The organism is Bdellovibrio sp. BIS2 (genome assembly GCF_055398295.1).
The window spans coordinates 1,311,107-1,322,771 of record NZ_AP035879.1 but is presented as its reverse complement, the minus strand read 5'-3'; the positions used below and the strand labels follow the sequence as shown (position 1 = coordinate 1,322,771).

The window sequence follows — 11,665 nt, the reverse complement described above, 5'->3', positions numbered from 1 at the left end:
AAAATAACGCCTGCCCGCCGCTGTTTCCAAAAAGAATTTGACCTGAGCGGGTACTTCGCCCATAACGCTGACCTGACGCTAGGGGTGTTGGTGAACTCACCGACTGAGAATAACCCTTTGAACCTGATAGAGATAATGCTCGCGCAGGGAAGCAAGAATAGAAAGATCCGGCTCTGTTTCCATAAGCCCCTTTCTGTCATGCCGACCTGCCAAAGGAAGGCCATGAAAAAGTACTTATCAATCCTCAACGCCATGACAGTTCTGCTGACCAGTCCGGCTGTTTATGCACAAAATCTCCCGACAGAGATCAATACCATCACTGTGCAGGATGATCAGGTTCAGGAACCGCTGGAGGCCTTTGGCTTTCCCGAAATTCCGGCGCAGAATCTGCCTCTTTCGACCTCGCAGATCAGCGACCGGACTTTGCGTGAAAACCGCATTCACCGCCTGTCGGAGATTACTTTGATTGAAGCCTCGGTGACGGACAGCTACAACGCTTCGGGATACTGGGACTATCTTTCCATCCGCGGCTTCACCCTGGATAATCGCGCAAACTTCCTGCGTGAAGGACTTCCCATCAACGCCCAGACCTCCATTCCTTTGGAAAACAAAGAACGCCTTGAAGTGCTTAAAGGTCTCAATGGCCTGCAAACCGGCGCGAGCTCTCCGGGGGGCATGGTCAACTATGTGATCAAACGCCCGACCCCGCGCCAGCAATTCCTGCTGGAAACTGAAGTCGGCAGCTATGGCAACTGGCTGATTGCGGCAGATGCCGGTGGTCCTGTCAGGGGCCATGACCAGTTCGGTTATCGCCTGAATGTGGCGCATGAACAACTGAGCCCCGCAGTCGAAGACAGCAAAGGCGAACGAAATGTTCTGGCCCTGGCCAACAGTTGGCGTCTTTCAGAAACTCAATTGCTTGAGTCGGACATCGAATGGTCCAAAAAATCCCAGCCGACCCAGGCGGCTTTCAGTCTGCTGGGAAATGATCTGCCGCAGGTGACGGATCCCCGTTTGAACCTGAACAATCAAAGCTGGTCCCAACCGGTGGTTTTCACCGGCTTGACCGGCAGCCTGAAATACACTCACCGCTTCAGTCAAAACCTGATCTGGCAGACAACGGCGGGCGCGCAGGAACTGCACACCGATGACCGCCTGGCTTATCCGTTTGGCTGTTCGGCGGAAAACAACTATGACCGCTATTGCTCTGACGGCACTTTTGACATGTATGACTTCCGAAGTGAAAATGAACGTCGCAGCACTCAGGCCATAAAAACATCCTTGCAGATGAAGGGTGTGACCGGCCCGGTTTCCCACGACATCAATGTCGGTTATCTGGGACATGTGTCCCGAGAGCGCTATGCCAAGCAGGCTTACAATCCGGTGGGTGTCGGAAATGTGCAAGGCACCGCGAAACTCCCGGCCGACCCCGCCCTGACTGATGAAAACACCAACCGGGATTCTGAAGTGAACGAACTTTTTGCTTTTGATTCCGCTCATTGGGGTCCCTGGGGAGCGTGGCTGGGACTTCGTTTCAGTGATGTCCATCGCAGCAGCGTTCGCACAGACGCCTCGCGCGCCACGGATTACCGCGAAAATTTCTTGCTGCCGTGGATGGCGCTTTCTTATCAGTTCCCGGCATGGATGACCTATGTCAGCTATGGTGAAGGGGTTGAAACTTATGTCACCCCGAACCGCAGTGGCTATACCAACCCCGGACAGTTTGTCCCCGATGTGATCAGCAGGCAGATCGAAGTCGGCGCCCGCGGCGGCGAAACTGTGACTTGGAACCTTGCGGCCTTCCAGATCGAACGCCCGCAGGTGGAAGATCAACGACCGGACTATAAAATTGACGGCAGCAGCCGCCATCAGGGTTTGGAGGCAGAACTTGGCGGAGAAGTCGGCCGACTGCAATGGACAGCTTCAGCGATGTGGCTGAAAGCGCGCCGTCTGGACAGCACGCTGAATCCTGCAATCAATGACCAGCGCCCGACGAATCTGCCCGAGCACACTTTGCGTGCCCATGTGAATTATCTGATCCCTGGAGTTCAGGGCCTGTCAGTGAATTCCCGGGTTTCCTATGAAGGTGAACGTGCCGTGACGGCCGATAATTCCATGATGCTGTCCGCGTGGACTCGCTGGGATGCAGGGGCTTCTTATGAGTTTGGGAAGAAAGATGAAAAAACGGTGGTGCGATTGGCCGTTGAAAATCTGACGGATGAAAAGTACTGGAAGGAATCCCCTACCCAATACGGGCACATCTATCTGTACCCGGGCGAAGTCCGCAGCGTCTTTTTAACACTGCAGACGGAACTTTAAGACGGATTACTGACGCTCGGTCGTAAAGACGGGGGCGTCAGCACCCATCGCCGCGGCTTCTTCAAGAATGAAAGTCTTGAACATAGTGGCATTCGTGTATTCACCGAAATGACGGCAGTCTGGCGCCAGATCGTGCGGTCCGCGGGTGATCCCGACAACCACAAGTCCTTTGGAAGTTTCCAGATAGGCCGGACCACCGGAATCACCAGAACATGCCCCTTTGGCATTGTTCTGATCGGTCACCAGAATGGATTCCCACAATTTAGCCAGTGGCACACGCACAAAGTTCAGACCGGTTGCTGGAGTCGGGTTATCAATTTCATTCAGCAATCCATAGCCGGCAAGCAACAAAGTCTCGCCCGCTTTCAGCTCCACGGACTCATCCAAAACTGGAACTGGAACGGCGTTTTCCGGAGCATCCAACAACAACTTGATCAAACCCACGTCGTTACGGCCTGTCACCGGGAAACCGTTGTCATCATACACCAGGTGATAATCTTTATGGGTTTCGTATTCTGCCACTCGCAAAAGCTTTGTTTCATCAATCGTTGTCGGAAGAACTTCACCCATATGAACAAAGATCTCTGCGCCCTGAAGATCCACCAGACAATGAGCCGCAGTCAGAACCAGATTCTTTGAAATCAACGTGCCCGTGCAGATAGAGTAAGGTATTCCCTGATAGTTATAAATCAAAGACACGGTGGACGCAGTCACGGGATTCGTGGCATCGGCTTTTTCGCCGCCGATAATGGAGGTCTCTTGACCGTTCATTTCGACACTATTGGTTTTTTCATTCTTCGTACAAGCAACAAGGGACAAAAGCAGCAAGGATGACAGCAACAGCTTAGAATTCAACACAGGGACTCCCCTTACAACGGCGTGAATCGCCGGTGGGAAATCTATCAAAGAGTTATGAAAACTCCTAGGAATTGATCAGTGTCAAATCGATGGACAGTATTAATTTCAGTTAATGATTACAGGAACAATTGAGAGCAGCGCTGAACGAACTTTTCAGATGAGCTGACCCGCGTTTTACGGAACATCTCGAACATGTCTTTGAAATAGCTGTTATAGAAGGGATCAAACAATCCCCCCGGCTTGGTATTGTATTCCCACGAGCTCGGACCGATTTTGGCCGGTCGGGTGACATACATGCGAAGTTTTTTATCAGTGGAATATCCGGTAAAGCGCGAGAACCATTCTTCCAATAGCATCGGCCGTCCGGTGAAGGTATCCACGGCATACCAGCCGTTTTTGTCCTTGGCGCGAACCACGGTGGTCACATGGAACTGCCAGTCCACGCCGTTTTTCATGGGACCCACTATAAAGACTTTCTTAATGGCTTGAGCATCGACACCATGGCGAAGCAGTTCCAAATGGGCATACAAAGCGCGCCCAAAGCAGAATCCACGGATGCCATTGGGATCATACTTTGAATGAGATCGGTTGCCGGTGACGTCGTTCTGATTGGTCATTTGCACGATTTTCAGGGCCTGTTCATAGGTCACGCCTTCGGCGCGCCCGTTGGTGGAGGGCTTGTAGTTACGGATTTCTTCCATCAACTGGCGATTGGATTCATCGATGTTGTCACCACGGCGGATTTCTGAATCCCGCAGTTCATAAAGATTTGCCCGATAATCGATTTGATCCCAGGAATACTGGGAGAAAGCGGGGCAAGACAGCACCGTCAGCAGTGCGATCAACACCGCCGGAAACTTGAAATGTCCTGCCAACTTCAAATTGCTCATGCGCCTCACCTGTTTTTCCAGGATTTAAGCAAATTGTTTGCCCCGAAAAACAGACGTCAGCTCGGATATAGGAATTCTGACAAGACCCGCCCTGCCCAAGAACTGAGCGTGGGCCTATTTTGGGCTTATCTTAGGAACGACCTGGGATTTTAAAACCGGATTGTGGACGATACTAAAATCGACAATGTCCGGCCCCTGAAGCTCGATTTGTTCGTTCCGTCCATAGGCGCGCAGGAATAAATTCCCCTCATCACTCAGTTGCCCATGCATCTTGAGACCTTGCAGGTATTTGATTGAACGGCCCGGGATTTTAAAGTCCACGGCTTCTGTCGTGTAAGTCGTGCGCGAGTTGTATTCATCCAGCTCTTCATAGAAGGACTTGGCCACTCGCAATTCGCCTGTGCGAGTCAGCAGGAACAGATCCTCGTAAAGCACTCCTCCGGTTCCCTGCTGCCAGCCGCGGGAATCCTGCAGCCCTTCCGGTTTTTTAAACCAGTCTGAAAGGTAGGCATCATGAGCCAAAAGCCACGCATCCCCTTCTGTACTCAGGAAAACACTGTCCCCGTATTGCGCCAGAAAATAGCTTTCAAAGGCCGGGTACTTGGCGATGTCTTTGGCGGGAATCATGTCCACCAGTTCAAACTTCATTTTGCCGGGCAAAAGTTTTGAAACCTTATAGACGCCGCCATCAGTTTTAAACGTGTGACGGGTGCGATTAAATTCCCCCGGGATGGTGATTCGGGCGGCATCCCACACGGGCAGGTCCGGTCCGATCAGTTCGGGGTTGTAGTCCTTGAAACCTTCCCGGAAGGACCAACTGTATATATGCCCTTTGTTTGAAAAAAGAATCAAACCGCTGTTGCGCGGATTAAATGCAAGACGAAGAATTTTTTCGCCGGCGGAACGCAATTTCGTTTCAACCGGAGTGAATGTTTTTGCTGTCGCATCCACCACATAAACCTGCCCTCGGCGTCCCAGCGCCATCAGCACATCGGTCTTTTGCGAGACCTCCGCAGGCAGCTCATTAAAGCGGCTGACCAACACGGTCAAAGCCGATGACATCATGTATTCCCTGTCGGCCGGACTCAAACCTTTGCCGTAAAGAGCCAGCCCCGCTTGCAGCAGAACCTCGTAAGAATAAGCCCCGGCATCCTGCTCGGTGGTGTCAAACTTAGCATCACACCCACCCGTGGAAAATGGAATATCCCCACCACGGCACTGAACATGTTTGGGAGAATAACGGACCGAATGCCTTGCCTCGTGAATCAGGGTCGAGATGGCTTCCAAAGGTTCAGAACCAAAGAAGTATCCGCCCAGATAGATGGACTGCTCTGAAGACATGTTATAAGCAATGGAGCCGGTCTGATTCAAATCCAGATTCAGCTTGCGTGAATTCTTGGCGACATAGCCCAGCAGGTCCCCCAGATCGTGCTGAAAACCGGGCAGCCAATCCGGCGGAGCCTCGATACGCAGTTGATCCATCAGCAAAAGAATCTTTCCCAGCTTTGCACGGTAAGAATCATCACAGGCTTCCGTCCCTTCCGGAATGACCAGCGAAACTTTACGCGCCAGCTCGTGGTACCTTTCTTCTGAAGGACAGGAAAGGTTTTCAATCACATTCACACTGCTCACAGATTCTGAAGCCTGCTCCAGACTGAATTCCGAAACCTCGGGCATCCACCGGCCGCCCGCAAAACCCGCCACCATCGCAAATGAACACAAGCCCCAGGAAAGCCATTTAGCGCTTTTCACGCAAGGCCTCCTCGACGATTTCAGCTTCGGATTTAACAGACAAGCCCACCACGCGGGAATCCAGCCGACGATAGTACGCCTGTTTTTCCGAGGGACTTAAGGAGGATTTCAGGTTGCGAAAGACCTGACGTTTGATGATCCAGTTTTCTTCCGGATTTTCCAGAACCTGACGATAGAAAGTGCGAAGCTCCGGCGCCATCACCGAGCTGGGCGCCCGACGAAGAGGCGCTTGCTGCCCCAGGGCTTTTAAAATACCCAGACGCTCAACCATCACCGCGCGATGGAATTTTTCAACCCGGGGATAAGGTTTGGCGAAAAGGCCGCTGATCTTTTGCAGATCCTGCGGATTTAATTTCTGAAAGACCTTCTTATCAAAGAGCGCGCTAAACAGGGCGCCCCCCTTCAGGGTTTCAAGGGCGCGGGGTTGCCATTGCGTTGGCGTTGCCATCTTCACGGGTTCTGGGATAGAGGCCCCCCCCGCCACCGCTTGGCCTGGCTTTAAAGACTTAGGTTGCACCCGTCCCTGCGGCAGTTCTGCGCGCAAAGGTGGCAGAACCGACCGGCTTTTTTTTCCTGCCCAGAAACAGGCAGCAAACAACAACGTGGCAACAGTGAGATACCCCCACCAGGAACTTTTCTTCATGGGAGGCTTATCGGTATTTCAAGATCGCAATATCACAGGCGAAGGTCCTGAATGACTGTTCTTATTTAAGACAGTTCCGGTAGTTTTTTCCGGCCCAGGAACGGTCCATCTCTGAAGTTGCAAATGACTGAATTCACGGGCAGATTAGCGCCCTATGAAAACACTCTCCGAACACATCGAAAATGCTTTTGACCTGTCCTATCTGAATTTCCCCAAATGTCCGCCAACAGACATCAAAACCATCGGCATTTTGGGCGGAGGCACCGCCGGCTATCTGGCGGCCCTGGCATTGGCAAAGTACCATCCGGAAGTGGAAGTCACCGTCATTGAATCCAGCAAGATCCCGGTCATTGGCGTGGGCGAATCCACCACCACTGAGATTGTGCCCTTCCTGCACCGCGGACTCGAGATCGATCCGGTGGAGTTTTTCCGCGAAGTGGAACCAACCCTGAAGTTTGGTATTCACTTTGAATGGGGCTGCCCGGGTGATTACAAATTCAACTTCAGCTTCTTCGCCGGTCACCAGTACGAATCTTACTACTACGAAAACGACATCAAAAATTCCAACTGGCCATCCGTTCTGATGAACGCCAACAAGATCCCGGTCATTCGCAACAAAAACGGTTCTTTGACGTCCTTCCTGCCAAGCATCCCGTTCTCTTACCACATCGACAACAAGAACCTGATCCGCTTCCTTAACAAAGAAGTCAAAAGCCGTGGCATCGAGATCGTTGATGCCGAAGTTCATGAAGCCAAACTGGACGCCCAGGGCAATGTCGCTTCCCTGGAATCCAAAGAAGGTCACAGCCTTTCTTATGACTTATACATTGACTGTTCCGGCTTTCGTTCCAAGCTGCTGGGCCAGACCCTCAAGACCGAGTTCATGCCGTTCACCGACACTTTGATCACCGACCGTGCACTGACCTTCGATTTGCCGAACAAAGACGTGGTTGATTGTTACACTTCCGTGATCACCATGAACAACGGCTGGTGCTGGAAGATTCCAATGCGCACGGAAGATCACTATGGTTATGTGTTCTCGTCCAAATTCTGTGACGAAGAAACAGCCCTGGCCGAAGCCCGCGCGCGCTTCGGTCACTTTGAAAAATACAAAATGGTTGAATTCCGTTCCGGCCGACACAAGCAGGCCTGGGTGAAAAACGTGTTTTCTCTGGGGAATGCTTATGGCTTCATCGAGCCTTTGGAATCCACGGCCATTCAGACCGCCGTTCACAGCATCAATGTTCTGTGCCGTCTGATGCCAAAGTCCCTGGAAGATCAGATTTCCATCAACGGTATCAACAATGAAATTGCCGTGACCTGGGACACCTTCCGCTGGTTCGTGGGCATGCACTACAAGTTCAACAAAAAACTGGATACACCATTCTGGAAACACTGCCGTGAAAAAACCAATATCGGCAACGCACAGACCGTGGTGGATCTGTTTAACCAAAGACCTCCGCTGAGCGCCGGAAACTTCGGATCCAATTCCCAGTTCACCGCCACGGAAGCTTTGGTGTTTAACAGCTACAGCTATGACACTTTGATCTTTGGGCAAAAAGAGGTTCACAAACCTCTGACCGCACCGGAAATGAGCAAAGAAGAATACTTCAGCAAGCTAAAGTCCTATGAAGAGCTGACCAGCCGTTCACTGTCTTTGTTTGAGTTGTTCAAAGGAGATCATCTGATGGAAGATGGAATTCTGGAGCAGCTCTTCAATGACACTGACACCTGGATCATGGAAGCCGACGTCTAAGGCGGCTTCGGCAGAACTCCCCGTCCCATCAAGGTTCTTTTTAATTTTTCCTGATACAAATCCATCAAGGCCCCACCGACCTCGGGGCCTTCCGCCACATAAAAGGCCTGCGCAATCGCCTGCAAAGTCGCCATACCTTCTTCGGTCGTTTCCGCCCGCAGGTGGTGCTGGGATTTATTGGGTGCACTGATCATCACACGCGGAATGCCGGCAATCTCGGGATGGCGGGTGTTGACCTTACTGGCCTGGCGCCAGTTTCCATCGGGGACAATCAACTGCAAAGGCCTTGGGTCTTCGGCCATGAAGTCAGCATTCAGTTCGCGGGCGTCTTCCGACGGGAAAAACAAAACCGTGCGGTACTGCGGCACCAGCACATCAGCAAGGCTCAAAGCCTCTTGGCTGTCCCCGCGCACCCGCATTTCACTGTTGATCAAAGACTTGATCGCCAGACGACCGGTGTTGGTGGTGCGTTTCAGTTCTTTGGCGTGAATCACCAGACACAAACGGGTGCGGGATTGCAAACGCGGTATCAAACTGCAAAGACACAAATCCCGATGCAAGAAACATTCGGGGCAAGGATCTTTGGTTTTACGTTTGCGCTGTGGGATCATTTCTTCACCTTATTTTTTCACACTGCCCGCAAAGGCCGCCGTGATCAACAAATTGACACAATCATGGGGCAAAAAATCCCTGAGCGGGGCTCTAATTCCAACTGAATCGCCCTTTACCATGGCATGGCCTTGGCATTTCCCTGTCCTTGATGAATTTTTAAGCCACTTCCAAAGGATGAACCATGAAACTGCCCGTTGTTTTCCCTGCTCTGATCACCCTGCTTTTGGCTTCCACATCCTTTGCGGAAACCCGCATGCAACCCAGTGCCGAAGGACATCTGATTCAGGGCAAAGCGCCGGTCTCTACCCAGATCTCGGCGATGGCTTTTTATTCCCCGGCTTTCACCTTTAATAAAAAGCTGGATGCTTCTGTTTGTAAGTTTGCTGAAGACCGCATGAGCCCTGCAGGACACGACCGCACCCTGGTCATAAAAGCCCAGCGCCAGGAAGACGGCAGTTATGCGGTGAAAGTTCCGACAGCCGGCCAGCGTGGCGCCTGTCCGTATGTTCTGACCTCGGTTTATCTGGATTTGAATGATGCCAAGGTCAGCCAGAACTTAAGCCTGTCCACTGAAAAAGAAATCCAGCAGACACGCGATGCCCTGTCTGATGTCACCGAACTTGATCCGGTCACTCCCTTTGAACAAGTCAAAACCATTTACTGCGAATTTGAATCCGAGTTTGAAATCGGTCTTTGCCATGTTGGCGACGGTCTGCCTGAGATGAGTTACCAGATCTCTGACACGGCCACCAGCTACATGCTGGATGTGAAGGACGCATCCCAGCGTCCTCCCCGCGAGTTCTAGATTTTTTTGAGGGCCTCGCTGAGGTCCTCAATAATGTCATTCACATTTTCAAGACCGATACTAAGGCGGATCGCACGCGGATCAATACCGCTGTCGCCGCGCTTGTCATCCGGAATCGCCGAGTGGGTCATAAAGCCCGGAACCTCGATCAGGGTTTTTGTCAGACCCAAGCTGACCGCCAACGTGATCGAGTATGAATTCTTGGCGATATCATCGACAAACTTCTGACACTTTTTCATGTCACCTTTAAGCTGGAACGAAATCATTGTACCCGGAGCAAACTGACCTTCCGGGGATTTCAGATATTTTTTGGCCAGCTTGTATTGCGCATGACTTTTCAGCCCCGGATAAGTGACGCTGGCCACTTTCGGATGAGCTTCCAGGAATTTTGCCACTGCCGTTGCTGAAGCCTGCTGCTGTTCAAAACGGATGGCTTGGGTGGAAATACCGTACACCAGAATGTGCCAGGCTGAATACGGATGGATGATCGCACCAAAATCTTTGCGGGCCACGCGCAGGATGCTTTCATGCGCTCTGGGAGCAATCACCGCCCCGCCCATCTCGGTACCGAAGCCGGAGATATTTTTGGTCAGACTCTGAATCACAAAGTCCACGTTCCATTCCACCGGACGCAGGGCCCATGGTGTCGCGAATGTGTTGTCCACCACTGTGTAAATCTGATTATCCTTGCCACGTTTTTTATTGGCCGCTTTCACCAGGGACGTGATCTTTTCCAGATCAGCGATTTCCAAAATAGGATTGGATACAGATTCAAAGTACACCACACGCGCGGCAGGGTCCGCCAGTTGCTGCTCAAGACTTTTGAAGTCATTCACATCCATCAAATGCGTGGAAATATTCAGTCGCGGCAACCAGTTCGTCAAAAGACTGTAAGTGCATCCGTACAAAGTTTTATGAGCAATGACTTTTTGGCCCGAAGAAAGAAGTGACATCAGGGTGGAGGCGATCGCTCCCATGCCACTTCCGAAGGTCACCGCGCATTCGCCTTTTTCCAGAAGAGCCAGTTGGTCTTCCAGCATTTTGGTGGTCGGCTCTTCGAGACGGTCATAGATCCAAATCGGTTTTTCCTCGCCCTTTTGCGCGCCGAAAGTGCTAAAGCCTTCTGCCCCCCGTTGCAACGACTCCAGACGGAACGTCGTTGAAGCTGTCATCGGTGGAATCAAATGATGAGAAAACTCCCAGGATTTGGAAAGGAACTCACCGTGAATGGCCTGCGTGCGCGGTGATTTGGATTTGGCCGTCTTTTTTTTGGTCATGGGACCCCCACAAAATGTATGGGAATCACTAGAGCACAGGTTCTAATTGAAGGAAAGCTCTACTCTCAGGCCCACGACGCAGCGGTAAATGGAACGTCTGTGCCCAGGCAATCCACGCCGATACGCTTCATTTTCCGGAAGGTCGCTTCGTCATTGGCATTCCAGGCCGTGACCGTAAATCCCGCCGCATGGCATTCAGAAACCAGTTGCTGATCAATCCAGTTCACGCTTAAGGAAATCCCCTGCGCCCCGGCGCTTTTCATAATTTCCACGGGATTCAGTGGCAAACCAAAAAGCAGACAGGTTGTCCGGATCGAAGAATGATCCCGGAATTCACGCAGCCAGCGATGGTTGAAAGAAATGACGGTCAGTTTTTCAGACAAAAAATTCTTGCTCAGCAGTTCCGCCAAAGCTTTAAAATTCCCCGGGGACTTCACCTCGATCTGCAACTGGATTGGAGCATTTTGAAAAAGCTCCAGAACTTGTTCCAACCGCGGCAGCGGGTCGCCCTCTTTTGTGCGAACCTTTAACAGGTCCGCCCAGGTGCAGGCATCCAAACGGCCCGTGCTGGTGGTAGTGCGATCCAAAGTGTCGTCGTGATGAACCACCCAAACGCCGTCTTTGGATTCATGGATATCGAATTCCACGGCCGCCACGCCGGATTGCAAAGCAAACTCAAAAGAACGCAAAGTGTTTTCTGGTGCCCGGTCCCGAGCCCCGCGATGTCCCATCAATTTCATGGCGCCATTGAAT

Annotated in this window: 10 protein-coding genes and 1 riboswitch; of the genes, 3 read left to right on the top strand and 7 right to left on the bottom strand. The window is 51.8% G+C overall.

Annotated elements, in window-relative coordinates; genetic code table 11:
• Positions 1 to 70: 70 nt before the first annotated feature.
• Positions 71 to 167: riboswitch (TPP riboswitch) on the top strand.
• 55 nt (positions 168 to 222) lie between these two features.
• Positions 223 to 2,319, top strand: a complete 2,097-nt coding sequence (locus ACZ520_RS06380; RefSeq protein ID WP_464127791.1) for a TonB-dependent siderophore receptor — start codon at positions 223 to 225, stop codon at positions 2,317 to 2,319.
• Between the two features lie 6 nt (positions 2,320 to 2,325).
• Here ACZ520_RS06380 and ACZ520_RS06375 read toward each other — a convergent pair whose 3' ends face one another.
• From ACZ520_RS06375 to ACZ520_RS06360, 4 genes are all read right to left on the bottom strand, one after another.
• Positions 2,326 to 3,177: a S1 family peptidase gene (locus ACZ520_RS06375; protein ID WP_088565678.1), complete on the bottom strand. Its 852-nt coding sequence runs from the start codon at positions 3,175 to 3,177 to the stop codon at positions 2,326 to 2,328.
• A 116-nt stretch (positions 3,178 to 3,293) separates the two neighbouring features.
• Positions 3,294 to 4,067 (bottom strand): hypothetical protein, encoded by a 774-nt coding sequence (locus tag ACZ520_RS06370; protein WP_464127790.1) that lies wholly within the window; start codon positions 4,065 to 4,067, stop codon positions 3,294 to 3,296.
• 114 nt (positions 4,068 to 4,181) lie between these two features.
• Positions 4,182 to 5,819: a hypothetical protein gene (locus tag ACZ520_RS06365; RefSeq protein ID WP_464127789.1), complete on the bottom strand. Its 1,638-nt coding sequence runs from the start codon at positions 5,817 to 5,819 to the stop codon at positions 4,182 to 4,184.
• Positions 5,806 to 6,462 (bottom strand): hypothetical protein, encoded by a 657-nt coding sequence (locus ACZ520_RS06360; protein ID WP_464127788.1) that lies wholly within the window; start codon positions 6,460 to 6,462, stop codon positions 5,806 to 5,808. Before ACZ520_RS06360 ends, ACZ520_RS06365 begins: the two co-directional genes overlap by 14 nt.
• Positions 6,463 to 6,616: 154 nt before the next feature.
• Between ACZ520_RS06360 and ACZ520_RS06355 the strand changes: the two genes are divergently transcribed.
• Complete coding sequence (locus tag ACZ520_RS06355; protein ID WP_088565682.1) at positions 6,617 to 8,218, top strand: tryptophan halogenase family protein; 1,602 nt, start codon at positions 6,617 to 6,619, stop codon at positions 8,216 to 8,218.
• On the opposite strand, the gene ACZ520_RS06350 is transcribed toward ACZ520_RS06355, so the two are convergent.
• Entirely contained in the window at positions 8,215 to 8,829 is a 615-nt protein-coding gene (locus ACZ520_RS06350; protein ID WP_464127787.1) for a tRNA-uridine aminocarboxypropyltransferase, read from the bottom strand. The genes ACZ520_RS06355 and ACZ520_RS06350 overlap by 4 nt on opposite strands.
• Before the next feature lie 182 nt (positions 8,830 to 9,011).
• On the opposite strand from ACZ520_RS06350, the gene ACZ520_RS06345 reads away from it, so the two are divergent.
• Positions 9,012 to 9,635 (top strand): hypothetical protein, encoded by a 624-nt coding sequence (locus tag ACZ520_RS06345; RefSeq protein ID WP_416481030.1) that lies wholly within the window; start codon positions 9,012 to 9,014, stop codon positions 9,633 to 9,635.
• Here ACZ520_RS06345 and ACZ520_RS06340 read toward each other — a convergent pair.
• A complete protein-coding gene (locus ACZ520_RS06340; RefSeq protein ID WP_088565685.1) occupies positions 9,632 to 10,912 on the bottom strand; it encodes a trans-sulfuration enzyme family protein in 1,281 nt (426 codons plus the stop codon). The genes ACZ520_RS06345 and ACZ520_RS06340 overlap by 4 nt on opposite strands.
• A 65-nt stretch (positions 10,913 to 10,977) precedes the next feature.
• The gene (locus ACZ520_RS06335) at positions 10,978 to 11,652 is read right to left on the bottom strand and encodes a glycerophosphodiester phosphodiesterase (protein WP_464127786.1); all 675 of its coding nucleotides are present in this window, start codon (positions 11,650 to 11,652) and stop codon (positions 10,978 to 10,980) included.
• Positions 11,653 to 11,665: the final 13 nt, after the last annotated feature.